At 44.5% G+C, this 19291-nt stretch carries 19 protein-coding genes, 1 tRNA gene and 1 pseudogene; 20 read left to right on the forward strand and 1 reads right to left on the reverse strand.

What is annotated here, in order from left to right; all coding sequences use genetic code 11:
• Window positions 1–83: 83 nt before the first annotated feature.
• From ACSYSR_RS05335 to udk, 20 genes and pseudogenes are all read left to right on the forward strand, one after another.
• Window positions 84–1454, forward strand: coding sequence for a DEAD/DEAH box helicase (locus ACSYSR_RS05335; protein ID WP_489815903.1), 1371 nt, complete (start codon window positions 84–86; stop codon window positions 1452–1454).
• A 294-nt stretch (window positions 1455–1748) separates the two neighbouring features.
• Window positions 1749–2579 carry a DNA-formamidopyrimidine glycosylase gene (gene mutM, locus ACSYSR_RS05340; RefSeq protein WP_489815902.1) on the forward strand — a complete coding sequence of 277 codons (831 nt, stop codon included), beginning with the start codon at window positions 1749–1751 and terminating at the stop codon, window positions 2577–2579.
• 127 nt (window positions 2580–2706) lie between these two features.
• Window positions 2707–3417, forward strand: a complete 711-nt coding sequence (locus ACSYSR_RS05345; protein WP_489815901.1) for a DUF975 family protein — start codon at window positions 2707–2709, stop codon at window positions 3415–3417.
• Window positions 3414–4016 (forward strand): dephospho-CoA kinase, encoded by a 603-nt coding sequence (gene coaE / locus ACSYSR_RS05350; protein ID WP_252773627.1) that lies wholly within the window; start codon window positions 3414–3416, stop codon window positions 4014–4016. Before ACSYSR_RS05345 ends, coaE begins: the two co-directional genes overlap by 4 nt.
• On the forward strand, window positions 4016–5518 hold the full coding sequence (locus ACSYSR_RS05355; RefSeq protein WP_489815900.1) for a DnaD domain protein: 1503 nt from the start codon (window positions 4016–4018) through the stop codon (window positions 5516–5518). Before coaE ends, ACSYSR_RS05355 begins: the two co-directional genes overlap by 1 nt.
• Window positions 5519–5526: 8 nt before the next feature.
• The gene (gene dnaI, locus ACSYSR_RS05360) at window positions 5527–6483 is read left to right on the forward strand and encodes a primosomal protein DnaI (protein ID WP_489815899.1); all 957 of its coding nucleotides are present in this window, start codon (window positions 5527–5529) and stop codon (window positions 6481–6483) included.
• Between the two features lie 97 nt (window positions 6484–6580).
• Window positions 6581–7669 (forward strand): YibE/F family protein, encoded by a 1089-nt coding sequence (locus ACSYSR_RS05365; protein WP_489815898.1) that lies wholly within the window; start codon window positions 6581–6583, stop codon window positions 7667–7669.
• Entirely contained in the window at window positions 7666–8445 is a 780-nt protein-coding gene (locus ACSYSR_RS05370) for a YibE/F family protein (protein WP_489815897.1), read from the forward strand. The genes ACSYSR_RS05365 and ACSYSR_RS05370 overlap by 4 nt, the downstream gene beginning before the upstream one ends.
• Entirely contained in the window at window positions 8429–8731 is a 303-nt protein-coding gene (locus ACSYSR_RS05375) for a hypothetical protein (RefSeq protein WP_489815896.1), read from the forward strand. Before ACSYSR_RS05370 ends, ACSYSR_RS05375 begins: the two co-directional genes overlap by 17 nt.
• A gap of 86 nt (window positions 8732–8817) precedes the next feature.
• Window positions 8818–8888, forward strand: a tRNA-Cys gene (locus ACSYSR_RS05380).
• A gap of 536 nt (window positions 8889–9424) precedes the next feature.
• The gene (locus ACSYSR_RS05385; protein ID WP_489815895.1) at window positions 9425–9661 is read left to right on the forward strand and encodes a hypothetical protein; all 237 of its coding nucleotides are present in this window, start codon (window positions 9425–9427) and stop codon (window positions 9659–9661) included.
• A 402-nt stretch (window positions 9662–10063) separates the two neighbouring features.
• The gene (locus ACSYSR_RS05390; protein WP_059393695.1) at window positions 10064–10378 is read left to right on the forward strand and encodes a SemiSWEET family transporter; all 315 of its coding nucleotides are present in this window, start codon (window positions 10064–10066) and stop codon (window positions 10376–10378) included.
• A 241-nt stretch (window positions 10379–10619) separates the two neighbouring features.
• A complete protein-coding gene (gene recG / locus ACSYSR_RS05395) occupies window positions 10620–12653 on the forward strand; it encodes an ATP-dependent DNA helicase RecG (protein ID WP_489815894.1) in 2034 nt (677 codons plus the stop codon).
• A gap of 42 nt (window positions 12654–12695) precedes the next feature.
• Complete coding sequence (gene plsX, locus ACSYSR_RS05400; protein WP_489816526.1) at window positions 12696–13724, forward strand: phosphate acyltransferase PlsX; 1029 nt, start codon at window positions 12696–12698, stop codon at window positions 13722–13724.
• A gap of 63 nt (window positions 13725–13787) precedes the next feature.
• Entirely contained in the window at window positions 13788–14036 is a 249-nt protein-coding gene (locus tag ACSYSR_RS05405) for an acyl carrier protein (RefSeq protein ID WP_252773634.1), read from the forward strand.
• 109 nt (window positions 14037–14145) lie between these two features.
• Window positions 14146–14592, forward strand: a pseudogene (locus ACSYSR_RS05410) (SprT family protein); the annotation flags it as partial.
• A 57-nt stretch (window positions 14593–14649) separates the two neighbouring features.
• The gene (locus ACSYSR_RS05415; protein WP_489815893.1) at window positions 14650–14865 is read left to right on the forward strand and encodes a hypothetical protein; all 216 of its coding nucleotides are present in this window, start codon (window positions 14650–14652) and stop codon (window positions 14863–14865) included.
• Between the two features lie 99 nt (window positions 14866–14964).
• Window positions 14965–15981 carry a substrate-binding domain-containing protein gene (locus ACSYSR_RS05420; protein WP_489815892.1) on the forward strand — a complete coding sequence of 339 codons (1017 nt, stop codon included), beginning with the start codon at window positions 14965–14967 and terminating at the stop codon, window positions 15979–15981.
• A gap of 123 nt (window positions 15982–16104) precedes the next feature.
• Window positions 16105–17448 carry an MFS transporter gene (locus ACSYSR_RS05425; protein ID WP_489816525.1) on the forward strand — a complete coding sequence of 448 codons (1344 nt, stop codon included), beginning with the start codon at window positions 16105–16107 and terminating at the stop codon, window positions 17446–17448.
• A gap of 183 nt (window positions 17449–17631) precedes the next feature.
• On the forward strand, window positions 17632–18267 hold the full coding sequence (udk, locus tag ACSYSR_RS05430) for a uridine kinase (RefSeq protein ID WP_252773636.1): 636 nt from the start codon (window positions 17632–17634) through the stop codon (window positions 18265–18267).
• Between the two features lie 87 nt (window positions 18268–18354).
• Here the strand turns inward: udk and ACSYSR_RS05435 are convergent, their stop codons facing one another.
• Window positions 18355–19206: a MurR/RpiR family transcriptional regulator gene (locus tag ACSYSR_RS05435; RefSeq protein ID WP_489815891.1), complete on the reverse strand. Its 852-nt coding sequence runs from the start codon at window positions 19204–19206 to the stop codon at window positions 18355–18357.
• Window positions 19207–19291: the final 85 nt, after the last annotated feature.

Below are 19291 nucleotides of genomic sequence, written 5' to 3' on the forward strand. Positions count from 1 at the left end.
GGCTTTTGTTATAATAGAAGTCAATGCTAACAATTGGCCGCTTGCCGTCAAAAGGTAGTCGTCAAAAATAAGGAAAATAAAGAATGATTTTACCGGAACTTGCTAATTTATTTTATGAACACTTTCAGGAAGAAACGCCAATTCAAAAGGCTCTTTTTGACCGAATGACTGCCGGTGAATCCGTCTTTGGCCTGGCACCGACTGGTTCTGGAAAAACGCTGGCTTTTGCTTTGCCGGTGCTGTCTAAGATTGATCTCACAGCCAAGCAGAGTCAGGTTCTGATTTTAGCACCGTCACAGGAATTGGGCGCTCAGTTAGCCCAGGTCATTCGCCCGTATGCCAGTGAGGTCGGTGTGAAGGTTGCTGCCTTAATTGGTGGGGCCAATGGGAAGCGGCAGGCAGATAAGTTGAAGAAGGAGAAACCGGCAATCGTGGTTGGTACACTTGGCCGGATTTTGACGATGATTGATGGTGGGGCGTTGAAAACCAAGCACCTGAAGACCCTAATTGTCGATGAGGCGGATGCCACCTTGACTGAAGAACACCAAGAAGACTTAAACATCTTAGCAAATGCCTTGCCTGAATTGGACCAAGTTGCTCTGTTTTCAGCCACCTCGGGTGTCGACTTGGCCTGGGTCAAGGAACTCTTTGGTCACTCTGTGAAGCCGGTTTCCGTGGAAAATCAGGCACCGAAAACCATTGATCACACATACTTGCACGTTGATGCCAAGGCTAATCACAAAGTTTTAATTGAGTTAGCTCGCCGACACCAACAAGCCTTAGTTTTCTTTAACACCATTGGGGCATTGGTGGCCGCCCAGGCCGCCCTACGTCATGAACATGCATCCGTCATGTCCGTTGGCAACAATGAGAAGTCACATTTAAAGCGGGCAGATGCCCTCCAATCATTTAAGAAGGGCAAGCTCGACTTGTTGCTGGCGACTGATGTTGCTGCCCGTGGTCTGGATATCCTGGGCTTGCCATTAGTCGTCAACGCACAAATTCCGAATAACTTGACCACCTACCTCCACCGGACTGGCCGAACAGGGCGCGCGGGCCTTGCTGGTCAAGTATTGAACCTTGGTAACGATCATGATATCCGAAAGTTAAAGCAGTACTTACCAGAAGAAATCAGCCTGGAAAAGTTCGACTGGGCCAAAGCCGATGAAAAGCAGCAGGAAGCCAAAAAATTGCAGAAGGCCAGCGCAACGGTGGCTGACGATGGTGCTGATTTGGATATGAAGCAACAGCTACGCGTTGAAAAGAAGCAGGCTGTCAACCGATTAGATGGCAAAAATCGTAAGGCGGATAAGAAGAATCGTCAAAAGCAGTCCGAAGAAAAACGCGAATTGACTGCTAAAGAAGCGGCTAAGTCGAAAAAAAAGCATCAGGCCCGAAAGAAGAAGAATAAGGGCAAGCCCAAGTGGGCCAGCCGACCTCAGGATTCGAAGTAATTTAAGCGGTTCGCCGTTTTTTCCAGTGTGCCAATGGGTAGATGGCTAACGACAGTCGGTCCAATCGTTGGCAATCGTGCCTGTGCTATAATGAAAACAATATGAACTTTATTGACAGATTATCCAAAAGATAGTCGGGCAATTGTGCCTGGCTATTTTTTGTTATAATATTTCTTGAAAAATATTAATGAATTTGTTGATTTAACCAGGAATTGTCAAGGTTAGGCTAAAAGTTAGCTCAAGAGTCAGTCCATGAAATTAAAAACGTTGCTATGAAGGGAGTTATAAACCCAAATGCCAGAATTACCTGAAGTTGAAACTGTCCGCCGGGGGCTAACTGCTCTTGTGCAAGGGGCAAAAATTAACAGTGTGGCTGTGCCGTATCCAAAAGCCGTGGTTTCTGATTTAACCGACTTTCAGACCGACTTAGCCGGGGCCACGATCAATCAAATTGACCGGCGAGGCAAGTTTTTGCTTTTCCGGCTTTCAAATCAGAAAACCCTGGTTTCCCATCTACGGATGGAGGGCCAGTACTCGGTTGAGCCTGAAGGAGCAACTCCACATAAGCATACGGAGGTTATTTTTACTCTAGATGACGACCGCGACTTAATGTACAATGATACCCGCCGCTTTGGTCGGATGCAATTGGTGCCAACAGGTCAAGAATACCAGGAGGTTTCTGGCCTAGCAAAAATGGGGCCGGAACCCACTGAAGCGGATCTAGATATTACCTATTTGACTTCGATTTTAGCCAAAGCTCACCGCAAGATTAAGCCTTTTTTGCTCGACCAGTCCAACGTGGCAGGACTTGGTAATATCTATACGGATGAGGTTCTTTGGCAGACCAAGATTCACCCAGAGACCTTAACTGATCACTTAGCGGCTAAAGAGGTAGCAAAACTGCGGCAAAATATTATTCAAGAGATTAACCGGGCGACAGTTCATCATGGCACGACCGTCCATTCTTTCTCTAATGTTTTTGGCGAGGTTGGAAAGTTCCAAAACGAACTCGATGTCTATGGTCGGGCAGGTGAACCTTGCAAACGCTGCGGGACGACCCTCGTCAAAATTAAAGTTGCCCAGCGCGGAACGACCTATTGTCCAAAATGCCAGGTGCAAAAGTAAGAAAAAACCTGGCTTGTCTTTTGGTTTTGATTAAACTATAAAAAACAGCACGATTAATGGCTTTTTCATTTTATTGATCTTTAACAACCCAGCAGGGGGTAATTGTGCCTTCTCGCGAAAGGAACTCATGACAGAAATCACACCAATCTCGCAAAACCGTGTTAAGTTGACTGCGAGAATACATCTACAAAAAAATTTTTTTGCAGCCATCAAGGCTAACTGGCTTGTCATTTTATTTAATCTTTTTCAAACCGCTTTAGTGCTGACGACGACCTACCTTGTGTTGCTGAACTATCATCAAACCGGTCAAATGGTTTACCTTAACCAGCGCAGTGCTTATTTTAGTCAGACGATTGCCAGTACAATTGCCTTAGTCTTTTCTTGGTCTGCCAAGTGGGCGATTGTGGACCAATTTCAAGAACCAAAGGCCAAGGTAAAATGGAAGCAAAGTATTCAAGCTTTTCGCTTTGGTCGGTTCTTTGCCACCTTTATGCTTGCTTTCGTGCAAAACATTCTGCTCTTTTTGTGGTCAATATTGGTGATTCCGGGCTTCGTTAAGTCCTTTTCTTACTCACAGACCTATTATGCCTTTAAAATGGATAGCCTGTTTGGTCGTCAGCAGAAATCCTTGACCGATTATATTTCGATTTCTCGGCGAGTTATGTCCGGACGTAAAATGGAATTGTTTCAACTCGAACTTTCCTTTTTAGGCTGGCACTTGCTCGGATTTGTGACTTTTGGGTTAGCCTATATCTACGTGACACCATATTTGAATACGGCACGGGTTGTCTATTCAAGCCAAGTCTTTGCGCAAGCTTTACAGAAGGGGGAAGCATGAAAATCATCGGTTTAACAGGAAGTATTGCTACTGGAAAGTCAGCGGTCACCAAAATTGTGACAGCTGCTGGTTACCGGGTGATTGATGCCGACTTGGTTGCCCGCGAAGTAGTCGAACCAGGGACCTTTACCCTGGAAAAGATTAAGGATGTTTTTGGTCTGAATATCGTTGAAAACGGGGTCTTGAACCGTAAAAAGCTCGGGCAAATAGTCTTTCAGGATCCAGGTAAGTTAAAGGAACTGACAGCGATTACGAGTCCAGCCATTTACTCGGCGATTGAGGATAAGGTCAATTTTTTTAAAAATCGTGGTGAAAAGGTGATTTTTGTCGCTATTCCGCTTCTTTTTGAACAAAAGTACGATGAGTCTGGGTGGTTTGACCAAATTCTGGTGGTCGCAACCGACCCGCGGATTGAGCTTGACCGATTGATGGCTCGTGACCACTTAGATGAATATGCGGCTCAAAGCCGAATTAAGGCCCAAATTTCAATTGAAAAGAAGGTCGAAAGTGCAGACGTTGTTTTTGATAATAATGGCACTGAAGTAGAGCTGAAGGCGCAAGTCGAAAAGTATTTAACTGATTTAAAGAAGGAAGAATAATGGCTGTTTCCAAGCAGACAATTGAATTTCAGGCAAAAGAATCGGCCTATTTGAGTTTGCAGACACCGATTAGTCTTGCTGATTTGAACCGAGTTTTTAGTTTGTATTTGCCTTTTTTGGGTGCCAAAGCTTATGCCCTTTATCACTTCATGGTTCAAGAGAGTCAGGCCGGTACAAAAAAATGGTCTGATCACTACTTGCTGCTAGATACATTAACCCTCTCATTGCCTGATTTCGTCCATGCCCGCAAGGCGCTGGAGGCAGTCGGGTTGTTGAAAACCTTCTATCAGGAGGTGGGTGGTTTTGCTGGTTATACTTACCAAATTCAGTCACCAATGCTGGCAAAGGACTTCTTTAACGAGGATTTGCTGGCGGGCCTCCTCTTTTACTTTGCCGGTGAGGACCGTTTTCAAGTCCTAGCTGACCGCTTTGCGGGTCAGTCGGCCGGTCAAGTCAGCGGTGCCAACGTTGTTAACCTTTCGGCTAGCTTTTTGGAATTCTTTGATAATCCGGTAGCAGGCCGTCAGCCAAAGGTTGAATTGGCAGGACCTTCGTCGCTGGACGATTTGGACTTTAGTTCGCAGCGTTTTGACTACGATGCAATGGTCGCCCTGATACATGGCACAACGGCCACCAATTTAGCATCTGACCGGCAATTAATCATGACCCAGCAGGTTCTTTACGGGCTGAACGAGGCTGAACTAGCAACGGCCATTACGCGTAGCATTAACCTCGATGACCATCGCTTAAACCGAGCTGCCTTTATGTCTTATTTGCAAAATCAGTGGGGCAAAAGCGCCGAAAAGACAAAATTAGCCAATCGGGGTAACCAAGCCGAAACGACTGCAGCTGGTCGTGGGCAGGGTAATCAAGCAAGTGGTTTAGAAAGCCGGCAAGCTGGTGGAGAAAAGGAGCAGGTGACTCAGAATTTAAACGGTCAGCAGCTGACTGGAGTCCAGGGCCAGCCAACAGGTCAGATGTCTGGTAGTCAGAGCCAGGCCAATCAGTCGATACCAAAGCAATCAAGAGCACTGCAATCGCTTTATCAGGCGGCTGATTTCTTAAGCCCAATTGACTTTTTACGGCAAATTAAAGAAAATAATCATGGTTACGTAACGAAGTCCGAGAACCAGTTACTAAGCAACCTGGTCCAACAAAATATTTTGCCAGTTCCAGTGATCAATATCCTGATTTATCAGGTCTTGGTAAATATGGATAATTCGGATTTGAAGCGGAACTTGGTTGATTCGATTGCCAATGACTGGGCGAAAAACCAGGTTGATACTGCGCCAAAGGCGGTGGCTGCTATTAAAAACCACCAGAACCAGCAGAAGGCACGCACGAGCACGAATCAAAGCCGTTATCAAAGTCGGTATAGCCGGTCTGGGCAGAAAGTTGAACCTAAGATGGCTCAAAATGATCAGTTAACTAACCAGGCCAGTCAGGGTGATGATGCAGCGGCCATGATGGCACTGTTGAAGGATCGTAAAACTAAGAATTGAGGTTTGTAATGAAAGATTTAGGGTCAGCCTTAAAAGATTTTCAAAAAAAGTATCCCCAAGTTTCCAATGCCCGTTTGGCACAAACCCTTGAAATTATCAAGAATGATCAAGATGTTCAAGATTTTTGGCAGGCACATCAAAAAGAGTTGAAACCCGATGCTTTTGCAGTAGCAATGATGGACCTGTTTGAGTATGTTAACCAAAAACATCAGAGTAAAAATCCTGCTAGTGGGCTTTTTCCTGGTTACCATCCCATTCTCACGATTGAAAAGGGATACCCACATGTAACTTACCAAGCTAGTCCGAAAACCCAGGAATTTTTAATGCAGAAAAAGATGTTGAAAATGTTTTCGGTGCCAAAGGATGTGCGTCAGGCTGATTTGAAGCAATTAGTTGCAGAGGTGGGCCAACATCCTGGCCGCCAGGCTGCTGTTTCAGCTGCTGTTCGGCTGTTTGACGCCTTGGTTTCACAGGATAAAGGACACCAGCACGACTTTATTCAAGGCCTTTATCTTTATGGGGATTTTGGTGTTGGGAAAACCTATTTGATGGGGGCCTTGGCCAATGCCTTGTCCGCCAATGGCATTTCGGTCATGATGGTCCACTGGACATCGATGATTGAGGATTTGAAGGCTGGCTTCAACAAAAATAGTACTGATCAAAAAACAGACGATATTATCGCCCAGGCTAAGCAGGCTGAAGTGCTGATTTTGGACGATATGGGAACGGATAATCTGACTGCTTGGGCGAGAGACTCAATTTTGTCGGTTATCTTGGAATACCGGATGCAAAATCAGTTGACCACTTGCTTTACTTCTAATTTTGATTTAACCTCTTTAGAGGAGTATTTGAGTCAAACAAGAGAGGCCAAAGAGCCGGGCAAGGCGGCTCGCTTGATGCAACGAATCCTTTTCTTGGCCCAGCCAGTGGCCGTGGCCGGCGAAAATTTGCGGTTGCACCGTTAAAAAAATTCTGTTGGGGCTGGACAGTTACTGTGACAGCCCTTTTCTTTTGTAAGTTCTAATTTTGTCCTTTTGAGGAGGGCAAGAGGGGATATTGATCATGAAAAAACAGCTAGGGCGTTTGGCCATTATTGCTGTTGTAACCATTCTGGCCTTTTTCTTGGCCCGTTTTGATAGCTTTTTGTACGCTGCCCCTATTGGCCAAGTAACAGCTGTCAAGCAGACCAGTCAGGAAACAACGACGGATGAATTTGGCAACCAGGACGGTCAATTTACTCAGAACCTGACGGTTAAACTACTCAACCGCTCGGGCCAAACGGTTAAGATTCAAAATCAGGTGATGGCCTCGCAAACGATGACCACTGATTATCAAGTTGGTGACCAGATTCTGCTCAAGGAGTATTCTGGATCTTATCAAATCGACACGATTAAGCGTGATTCAACACTTTTAGCCTTGATAGTCTTACTAGTCTCAGCCACGGTGATTTATGTTCGTTTTAAAAAAACCAGCTTTTTGTTACTATCGGTTGTATTGAACGCTGCCGTTTTTGTGCTGGCATTGGTTGTTGACGTCCATGTTAAGAGTTTGCCAGTTATTCCCTGGTTTGCCCTGGTGGCGGTTGCTTTAGCGGCTCTTTCGCTTTACCTGGTCTTAGGACGCGGCCGGCAGGCCCATATTACGTTAGCAGCGACTGCTATCACAACTGCCTTGGCGGTTTTCGTCATGTGGTTTGTCCTGCTCATTACTGGTGGAATTGGTGTGCATTTTGAAACCATGTCCTTTGTGACCCAGGTTCCTGCCCCAATTTTTTATGCACAGACGATTATTGGTGTTTTAGGGGCGGTAATGGACGAGTCGGCTGATATTGTTGCCGGCCTCTTTGGCCTTCATCGCGAATCGCCTCACCGGCCCTTCCGAGATTATTGGCAGGCAGGTTTGTCGGTTGGTCGTGAAATTTTGGGCACTTTGACCAACGTTTTGTTTATGATTTTTATTGCTGAGACGATTCCGATGGTGATTTTGATGCTACGAAATGGTAATAACTGGTCGTATATTTTGGATCAGGTCATGAACCTCGGCATCTTGCAGACAGTTGTTTCTGCGCTGGGAATTGTTTGGGCAGTCCCACTCACGGCCGGCCTGACAGCCTGGAAATTACGTCATCAAGAAGAGGAGGCGGCAAAATGAATACAATTTTTGTCTTGATTGTGATTCTTCTTCTTTCATTAATGATTGTCGGTGGTCAGCAAGGACTAAAAACTTTTTTTGGGCTGGTCTTGAACTTTTTCCTGATTTTTACGTTGATTATCCTTGTTAATTGGGGCTTTAATCCCTATATCGTGACGGCCATTATTTCCTTGATGATTCTTTCAGTGGCCATCTACCTTTCGGCTGGCCGAAGCAAGGTCATGGCAATTGCCTGGCAAAGTTCTTTGGTGGTGACGACTGTTGTTGGCTGCTTGTCTTTTTTAACTCAACACTTTGCCCAGGTTCAAGGCTATACTCTCGAAAATTCGGATGAATTAGAGGGCTTGTCGTTAAATATCGGTATCAATTTTAGCCATTTAGTTGTGATTGTGATGGTCATTTCGGCTTTGGGGGCGATTGCTGAAGCTTCGATGGCAATTACTGCTGATTTATTTGAGGTGATTGATCGCTCGCCTGATATTACCAAAGACTCTTTAAGCGAGCACGCGAAAACAATTGGAAGTCAAATTCTAGGAACGGCAGTCAACACGCTCTTCTTTGGGATGTTAGGGGCTAATATTCCGCTCTTAATTTGGTACCTGCGTTTGCATTACACATTGGCAGAATTTATTAATGCTAAGCTTTTAGTAATGGAAGTGGCCACGATGCTACTAGGTATGATTGGGATTTTGTTATCGATTTGGCTGTCAACTTATCTGGTCGAACGCCGTTATCAAAGGGAAGGACGGAACTTGTTAGATGAATCAGACCTTTAATTTGATTGAAGAAATTACTCGTAACGATGGTACGGTTTACTATGAATTAGGAAACATCTCCGAAAACTCTCGAGCAGAGTACGCTGCTGAGCATGGAATGATTAAGGAAGTGCGAATTTTAAAGATGAACATTCCGCGCTCTTCCCACGTGGAAAAAGTGGAAGACTTTATTAATCATCACTATGATTTTTTGCCATTGGAAGCTGATCATTTTGATGAGTGGGTCAAACCAGATAATATTCAAGCGGAGATGAAACAAATTCTCTTGGATAATAAATTAGGTTAAATCAGCTCGTGCAAGCACTTTGATAAAGGTATTGTAATTTAGACCAATTTTCTTTATAATTATAAGCGTTGTTTAAACGTTTTGTTGGTGGCATAGCCAAGTGGTAAGGCATGGGTCTGCAACACCCTGATCGCCGGTTCGACTCCGGTTGCCACCTTTTCGGCCGTTTTCTAGGAATATCTAGAGGACGGCTTTTTCTTTTGTAAGCATGGTGTTGGTCGGCTTGATAGCAGTTTTCATTTTCTCTCTCCTTGTGGTTGGTTGACGCCAATTTGCATACCAATGAAACCAAATAATTCAGACCATAAAAAAGGGCAGCACATGCTAAGAAGTTTTATGGAATGCTTCGTAAATCTAATCAAGAAAATCTAGCTGAAAAATAGCCAAAAGTTCTGGTATGAAGAAGGATGATACAAAGTCAATTCTTAATTATGTACTATTTGAAAAGCATTATTTGCAATCAATAAATGATTCTTTTGTATATGAAAACAGAAGGTTTGACCCTGATTATTACATGGCGAATAGTTTTGTTAGGCTTCGTGACGGTACTCCGAATCATGCAGCTGTGGTACTATTGAGCATGAGCTGTATGATATTGACTTGATGAAACCAGGATTAGGATATGAATACGCTCATAAGTTAACAGAAAAAAATATATAATTATCGTGAAGCCATAAAGAAGGGGGAATAGATATGTTCGTAAGGTTTATACCGATCGTAGATAATGGTGCAATCAGAAAATTCAGATTAGAATGGTCACAAGAAGACGTAGCATTTGCAACAATCAATAAAAATACCGGTAAATTCACATACGAAGGATACCGTTCCCCAATGTCTTCAACTAATCCTTATAAAATAGAAGAACTAGCAAGGAAAACACTTCAATATGATGGAAATGACCTACCGGCTTTTTCATACGGTGTTGGATAACATAAATTAACGAAGCACTAGCTAAACGGCTGGTGCTTTTTTAGTGCATATTTTTAAACAAACCATTTGATGAATATTCAAGTGGTTTTTTAATGCCTTTAATTTCGACCTAGGCACGTCGTTAAACAACCTAAATCGGTTGTCGACCGTCATTAGGCAGACAGTACGTGATAGCACCACGTTAAAAGCATAGCTGAAATCTCAATTGAATCCAATTATTCGCTTGGTAGACGTTTAAACTGATGCCCGGCGGCTTCATCAATAGCAGAATTTTTTAATGGTAAAACGTCTTTTTTATTATCCAACACTTCGCTTTGATTGTCCTTGCTCTTTTTCTAATTGTGTTATAATTGGCACAATCATTCGAGCGAATGATGGAATAGGAGATACAAAATCATGGGCATGCGTGTTGATAATTATGTTTCACCAGAAGAAAAAAAACAGGTAGATGAGAAGCGGATTAAGATGTTGAAGATCTTTTCTAAGGTCGCAACCGTGATGAACATCTTGATGTACGTTTCATACTTTCCACAGATTGTTTCTAACTTTAGTGGGAATCCAGTTAACTGGCTCCAACCAGCCGTTGCGATGGTCAATGCTACGCTATGGACTGGTTATGGTTGGCTGAAAACTTATAAGGATTGGCCAATCATCATTTCCAACGTTCCTGGAATCTTCTTCGGAGCGATTACGTTCATCACAGTATTTATTCATTAAAAAAACAAAAGTCGCCATTGGCGTCTTTTTTTATGGTTAAAAATGAGATGGTCAGTGTTTCTCTGACTAGCAATGATAGAAAAACAAGACAAAAAAATTGGCGGATTTCCTTTTGATTTTGTTGGCAAAAGTGACTGGGTTATTGCCAAAGAGATGATGACCTGCTTACTAGCGGAGGCGATATTTCCTTTCACTCTTGAAAATGGTAAAATATTGTTTATCAAAAAGAGGGGATAGACTCATGTCATTGGCTTTAGAAGACCCGGTTTCAGCACTGTCCGGTGTCGGGGAAAAGAGACAAGCTGCGTTACGCGACTTGGGTATTTTTACAATCGAAGACTTGTTGACTTACTATCCTTTTCGCTACGAGGACTTGGGTGCAAGGCGACCATCGGAAACACTTGATGGGGAAAAGGTCACGTTCAAAGGGGTTGTTTCCACACCCGCCGTGGTTCGCCGCTTTGGAAAACGGTCGCAAACCGTTTTAGGGCTGTTGATTGACCGTGAAAATATTCGCGTAACCTTCTTTAACCAGCCCTGGGTTGCTAAAAACATTGAAGTCGGACAAGAAGTTGCCGTTTATGGAACCTATAACGCAGCCAAAGCGGCCCTATCTGCTATCAAATTAGTTCCGGCCACAACCGATGCCTTGGATCCAATTTATCCGGCCTCCAAGGGGGTCAAGGCGAAGACAATTGCTGACTTGGTTGAGCAGGCCTGGGGGCAATTGCGCGGACAGATGCCAAACCTGGTGCCGCAACACTTACGTGACAAGTACCGTCTGCTTGACAAAAATCAGCAAATCGAGTTGGCTCATTTTCCTAAGGATTCAGCGGAAGCCAAGGCCGGTCGTCGGTCGGCTGCCTTTGAAGAGTTCTTTATCTTTCAGATGCGCCTTCAATTAATTAAACAGGCGGACCAAGCCTTTGGTGGTCAACCACTTCATTATGATAAAGAGGCGGTTTTCAAATTGATAGACCGCCTTCCTTATGAGTTAACCGCTGCTCAAAAGCGAGTGGTCGGCGAAATTTTAGCCGACCAACACGACGGACGACACATGAATCGTCTCCTACAAGGCGATGTTGGTTCTGGAAAAACGGTAGTGGCAGCCATCGCCATGTATGCAACGGTGACTGCTGGCTGTCAGGCAGCCTTAATGGCGCCAACTGAAATTCTGGCTCAGCAACATGCTAAGAGTCTGGCAAAGCTCTTTGACCAAGCGGGGATTGACCTGCGGGTGGAACTGTTGACTTCCGGCCTGAAGGCTGGCCAGCGCCGTCAAATTTTAGCCGATTTAACTAATGGCGAAATTGACATTGTTGTTGGTACCCACGCTCTGGTGCAAGATGACGTTTACTTCCATCACCTCGGTTTAGCAGTCATCGATGAACAACACCGTTTTGGTGTGAAGCAGCGATCAAAGTTACGTGAAGGGGGAATGAACCCTGACATCCTGGCCATGACGGCGACACCCATTCCCAGGACCTTGTCTATTACAGCCTATGGCGAAATGGAAGTTTCCGTGATTGATGAATTGCCAGCTGGACGGAAACAGATTATGACGAGTCAGCTTTCTCAAAGACAGTTTGACCAGGCTCTGGCCTTAATGAAGGCGGAATTGGCTAAGGGGGCCCAGGCGTATGTCGTCACGCCCTTGATTGAAGAATCTGAGACTTTGGATGTCCAAAACGTTACCGAAGTATACCAGCGCTTACAGGTGGCCTTACCGGACTATACGGTTGGACTTTTACATGGTCGGTTGAAAAAAGACGACAAGGACACCTTGATGCAGGGCTTCAAGGACAATCAGGTCCAAGTTTTGGTTGCGACAACTGTTGTTGAGGTTGGGGTCGATGTGCCCAATGCTTCAATTATGTTAATATTAGATGCTGACCGTTTTGGTTTGGCCCAGCTCCATCAATTGCGGGGCCGGGTTGGCCGCGGTGACCGCCAGTCTTATACGGTTTTAGTGGCCGATCCTAAGACCGACTATGGTAAGGAACGACTCAAAGCCTTGGTCGATACAACCGACGGCTTTGAATTGGCCCAGCGCGACTTGGAGTTACGGGGCGCAGGTGATATTTTAGGGACGAAGCAGTCGGGGATGCCTGAATTTCAGGTGGGCGATCCGGTCAAGGATTTGACGATGCTGACCATTGCCCAGCAGGAAGCCTTAAGCCTGGTGCGTGAGTCTGGCTGGGATAACAAGGTGGATAATCAGCCCCTAGTAACCTACTTATCCAAAACCATGGCGCAGTTCCGCCATTTTGATTAGCAAATTTAAAAATAAGACGATAATTTTAGGAGAAAAATTGTGATTAAGATTGCCATTGATGCGATGGGGGGGGATTTTGCCCCCGATGAAATTGTTAAGGGAGTTGAAATGGCCCGTGACCGTTATGCCGGTTTGGAATTTCAACTGTTTGGCACTGAAGCTAAGGTCCGTCCATTGATTAAAAATAGTGACCGAATTACGCTGATTGCAACGACAGAGGAAATTGAGATGGGTGAAGAACCCGTGAAGGCAATGAAAAATAAGCCAGACTCTTCTTTGGTGCGCGCTGCAATGGCTGTAAAAAATGGAACGGCCGATGCCTTGTTCTCTGCTGGAAATACCGGTGCCATCCTGTCTTCTGCCATCTTTATTGTCGGTCGGATTAAGGGCGTTGACCGTCCGGCCTTGGCTTCTGCTATTCCATCATTTGGTGGTCCCAATGATTCATTTGTTTTCATGGACTTGGGAGCCAATGCTGAAAATAAGCCAGCGCACCTTTATCAATATGGTATTTTGGGTAGCTTCTATGCCCAGTCTGTTATGGGGATTCAAAATCCCCGTGTTCGTTTATTAAATAACGGGGGCGAAGAAGATAAAGGAGATGAAACCCACAAGGCAGCTCACCAGTTGATGAAGCAGGCAACTGCCTTTAATTTCTTAGGCAATGTTGAGGCCCGTGAAATTCTGGAAGGTACCGCCGATGTTGTTGTCGCCGACGGTTTCTCAGGAAATGCTGCTTTGAAGGCCATGGAAGGAACAGCTTTGACGATGATGGACCAATTGAAGGATTCTATCAAATCAGCCGGACTTCGTGGGCTGTTGGGCGCCCTCATGATGAAGCCAGCCTTGCGCTCCTTGAAGCATAAGATGGACTTTAATGAACAGGGTGGTGCCGTGGTCTTGGGTGTGAAGGCACCCGTGGTTAAGACCCATGGTTCGGCTAAGGCTAATGCTGTCGCCAACACGATGGGTCAGATTCAAACGATGGTTCAAGAAAACTTGGTTGAAAAGACCACGAACTTTATTAAAGAAAATGCCGACGCTTTGAAGGCAAAGAAAATTGAAAAATAAAAATCAGCTTGACGGTCGTGAGTGCTATTGGTCACGCACCGCTAACTGCTGAGGGAGTAACAAATGGCATTTACAAAAGAACAGATTTATGACCGGTTAGCAAAGGAAGCCGCCCAACGGTTTTCATTAAAGGCTGAGAAGGTTAGTCCCAATCTGAACTTTGCTCAGGATACATCGGCTGATTCAATTGACGTGGTTGAGTTGGTCTTAGAGGTTGAAGATGAATATAATATGGAAATTCCAGACGAAGCGTTGGATTCCTTGACGACGTTACAAAAGGTCGTGGATTACGTCTATGTTCACCAGGCGTAAGCGTCAGCAGGTTCGCGCGGGGATGCAAGCGTCACGGTCGACAGCTGCATACCGAAAATCAGCAGCGGCTAAAGGAAGTGAACTTGGTCGTGGCTTTGAATCAGCAGAGCTAAGGCAAGACGATTTACAGGCCTTTGTTGAAAAGGTCTCTTTAGAGTCCTTTGGCCGGCCGTTTAGGCACCAAGCAATCTATAATAATCGGTTGCAAACCACCGGTGGTCGCTACCATCTGGCTGATCATCATATTGACTTTAACCCGAAGATGGCGCACCAGGACGATTTTATCGGGGTTGTCAAGCACGAACTAACCCATTACCACCTCCACCTAGCGCACCGAGGCTACCGGCATAAGGATGCTGACTTCAAGTCCCTCTTGCAGCAGGTCGGTGGGTCACGCTATGCACCAGCTTTGGGGCCGACAAAACAGCAGACTGTGAAGTGGCATTATCGTTGCCAAAACGGTCACGATTTTTATCGCAAACGACGAGTGGATACGAAAAAATACCGCTGTGGTCAGTGTCGAACGCAACTGACCTTGGTTGAGGAAATGCGTTAGCGTTTGAAAAAAGTGGTCATGAGACCATCATTTTTGCTGAATCAAAGGAAAGAAACCATGACCTTACTTAAAGTTGGCTGGAGTTTGCTCATTTTACTGGCCTACCCAATTGTATTTTTGTGGGCAACTAACCATGGCTGGCCAACCTGGCTGACCCTTGTTGCCGCATTTTTTTTAATGCTTGTTGGTAGCTTTGGCTTTATGGGCATTGCTTACTGGCGATACCGTCAACAAGAATTGGTTGATACGCACCAAGATGAAAATGACTTGTAATATAAATGAAAGTGAAAAGGCCGTGTAAGCGTTTGCACAAGCGGCCTTTTTTTGCTATGATTGAATTTTAGAAGAGGCTTTATATAAGGAGTTATGGCGATGGCAGAGCAAAAGAAAAACGCAACAATTTATGATGTCGCCGAAAAGGTTGGGGTTTCACTGGCCACTGTTTCCCGAGTTGTTAATGGTAATGATAATGTACGTCAGTCAACCAGAGACAAAGTATTGAAGGCAATCGATGAGCTAGGCTACCAGCCCAATGCGGTAGCCCGTGGCTTAGCTTCCAAGAAAACAACCACGATTGGTGTTGTGATGCCGGATGTGACGAATATTTTTTATTCTGAATTGACTCGTGGTGTTGATGACATCGCCCAAATGTACCAATACGATGCTTTGCTAACGAATACCGATGATGAACAGGACCGGGCGGTTACTGCCATTAAGAACTTGTTAACGAAGCAGGTGGACGGTATTATTTATATGGGCACCAAGCTTTCAACTCCAGTTATGTCAGTGATTCAATCAGCTGGGGTGCCAATTGTCTTGGCTGGATCAGTGGCAGAGAATGAGGCTTTACCATCTGTCAATATCGATTATGTGACCGCCTTTGAAACGGTCACATCAAAGTTGCTTGCCCGCGGCCATCGAAGAATTGCCCTGGTCCTTGGTTCAAGGGATCGAGCAATTGATCAAGATTTTCGTTTGGTTGGTTATCAACGTGCTTTGCAAGAAGCAGGAATTGACTACGATGATCAACTCGTTTTTGCTAAGGCACGGACCTATGAGGCCGGTCAGCTACAAGCTGCGGATTTAATGGCCCAGAACGTGACGGCCGTGGTTGCTTACGATGACGAAATTGCTGTCTCCGTCTTAAACTATTACCAGGACCACGGATACAAGGTGCCAGAAGACTTGGAGATTGTGACATCAAACAACACGAATTTTTCGATTGTTTCTCGACCGGAGCTTTCATCAATTAATCAGCCTAAGTACGATATTGGCGCAGTTGCTATGCGGATGTTAACGAAGTTAATGAATGGTGAAAAATTAAAGGAAACACAAATTAAGTTGCCATACACGTTGATTAGTCGAGGATCGACAAGAACTCAATCATGATTGCAGGAAATCCGTTCTAGGGTTCCTTTTTTATTTAGAATCATTATAAATAACTTGCCATTTTTAAATTTTTTCTATAAAATAAAGTGATAATCAACAAAGGGGGAATTTTCCTTGAAAAATATGAAGCGTTTGTCGCCATTTTCATTGGTCTTGTTATTGACATCCTTTACGATGTCAATCTCACAGTCAACGATGACGACAGCCTATCCAATTTTAATGAAGCAGTTTGGAATTAACGCTGCTAATGTCCAGTGGGTGACCTCTGGCTTTATGGTTGCTATGACCTTAGTGATGCCGTTGTCGCCCTGGTTACTAGATAACATTCCGTTGAAAAAATTATTGAATTTAATCGTCGGTGTTTTTCTTATTGGAACGCTGTATGCAATGGTCACACCAAACTTTCTTGGTGTTGTGATTGGTCGCTTACTTGAAGGAGTCGCTGTTGGGGCACTTTTTCCAACTTACCAGGCGGTCATCCTGGAAAATACACCAAAGGATGACCGTGGTGTGGCGATGGGGACCGTTGGTCTGGTCATGGGTTCAGCACTGGCCGTTGGTCCAATTGTTTCCGGTATCGTTTTGCAGTGGGGATCATGGCGGATTTTGTTTGGTTTATTCTTTATCGTTTTGCTGGTTTTGATTACCACAATGCAATCCAAGATTGAAAATACACACAAATTAGAGCCACGTAATTTTGACTTTTTGTCAGCCTTTCTTTTAATCGGCTTTGCGGGTATCCTCTACACAATCTCGGTTTTGCCCGCCACTGGTTGGAATTGGACATTAAGGCTGATTTTACTACTTTCAGTTATTTTCTTGTTAACGTTTGTTATTCGCCAATGGAAGGAAGAAACACCCTTTTTGGATTTACGAGTTTTCAAGTATCGGGGCTATTTACCGGCCATGTTGCTCACGGGAATGTCTTATTCTGGCTTAATTACCGCGACGGTTTTGATGCCGTTGTACTTCCAAAAAGTTTATCATCTGGTACCGGTTATCTCAGGTTTGTTGATGATTCCTGCGGCAGTCTTCTTGTCTTCTATGAACCCACGGGCTGGCCTGTTGCTCGAAAAGATTGGTCTGCGTCCCTTGGTCTTGCTCGGTTCAACGATGATGGTCTTAGGCTACTTGGACTTAGCTGTTTTTGGAACTAAGCACATGTTATTAGCCATCATCGGTGCTATGCTCTTGGAGGGGGGAAACGCCTTCATCATGATGCCAGCGGTTACGGCTGCTAACAATGCCTTGCCTAAGCATCTGGTTTCCCACGGTACAGCTATTATTACGACTATGCGTCAGCTGATTGGGGCAACATCGATTTTGGTTGCCAGCATTCTGATTGGTGTGTTTATCAGGACAACTTCGTATGGAGCTGCTTTGAATCACACGGCTGCCTGGTTTATTTTGATTCCGTTTTCTGGCTACTTATTGGCCAGTCGGATTCGTGTACAAAAAGAAGATTAAAAATTAGAAAAAGGTTTGCCTTCATTTGAAGCCTGAAATTTGACAGACAAATTTCAGGCTTTTTATGTCATGGATTTTCCGTTTTAAAAGAAAATGATACTAGCTTTTGGGGCCGTTATCACGTAAAATAGGTTGGATAAGAAAAAAATGATTGAGTGGGCTTTTTGGCCCTTGGAGGCAATTTTGGCAAAGAAACCGTTACTAATTGGTATTACAGGTGGGTCTGGCTCTGGTAAGACCACCGTTTCCAAGGCGTTAATCACTCGTTTAAGTGCAAACCAGCCAGTTTTGTTGCAGCAAGACGTTTACTACAAGGACCAATCGGACAAGCCAATGTCTGAACGGGTTAAAACGAACTATGATCATCCGGATTCGATCGAAACGGATCGATTCGTTGCTGATTTGGAAAAGTTGATTGACTACCAGGCAATTGACATTCCAGTTTATGATTATGCACAGCATACGCGGTCAAGCGAAACGGTACATATTGAACCGGCCGATGTGATTATTGTTGATGGCGTTTTGCTTTTCAATGATGCTCGAGTTCGTCATTTGCTTGACTTGAAGGTCTTTGTTGCTACGGATGACGATATTCGTTTTATCCGCCGTCTTCAACGCGATACGCATGAGCGTGGCCGGACAGTTGAAGGGGTGATTGAGCAATACTTGGCAACCGTTAAGCCGATGCATAATCAATTCGTTGAGCCAACAAAGCGTTATGCAGACATTATCGTACCAGAAGGTGGTGCAAACTTTGTGGCAATCGATATGTTGATGAACCAAGCAATTGCGATGGTTGAAAAAGAAGAGCAAGAATAACCAATAAAAACGCACTGTTGATGAAACAGTGCGTTTTTATTGACTAATGCTGATTTTTGCAGCGGAAAATTGCTCCGTGCAGTCTGATTAATGAAGGCGAGTGCTTTCGATGACGTCACGCATGGTATCGACGACGTGTTGTGTTTGTGTTGGTAACTTTGATCCAGCAAGGGTGAAAAGTGTGTCGATTATGGTTAGCTGGGCAACCAAGGAGGACATTGATTCTGATCGAAAGTTAATTTCTTCAGCTAAAGAGAGAAAGACTAAATTAGCCATTTCAGCCAAGGGAGAATCAGCGAAAGAAGTAATCGCGATAAAGGGCACTTGATTGTCCTTTAGCTTTTGGGCAACAAAGAGAGTATCTTCGTTGCGACCGGAGTGGGAAATCACGACGGCAGTATCTTGCGGCGTTAACTTGACTGCCTGCATCAATTGGATGTCGTAATCAGGGTGTGAGATGACATCAATTGGGGTACGCAAGAACTTGTGGTAGGCATCAAAAGCGGCAATTGAAGAGCCTCCGATGCCAAAGAAGCCGACGCGCTTTGCCGAGGTCAGCCACTTAACTGCCTGGTCTAATTTTTCGGCGGTCAAATTGTCGATTGTCATTGAAAGGGCATTTTGAGCGCCGGCAAAAACCTTTTTCGTAATAGCGGCAGTGTCGTCGGTATCCTCAATCTCACCAAACAGATCGACTGGAGGTTTTCTTTGATTATAAGAGGCGAGAGCCACCGAAAAGTCGCGATAGGAGGCAAAACCGATTTTTTTAACAAAACGTGAAATCGAAGCGGTGGATACGCCAGTTTCTTCAGCCATTTCACGGATGGTGCCGGTTGCAGCTTCGGCGGGTTTGGCTTTAATATAAGTAATCAGTTTACTTTCGGTCTGATTATAACCGGATGGACTTTGTCCAAGTTTAGCAAAAATTGAATTTGGCATAATTGTCTCTCTTTATTATTGAAGAACCTAAGAATATAAATACTATACCTAAGTTGAAATTTATTTTCAATTATCACTTGCATCA

The sequence above is a fragment of the Fructobacillus sp. ESL1096 genome (assembly GCF_058511985.1).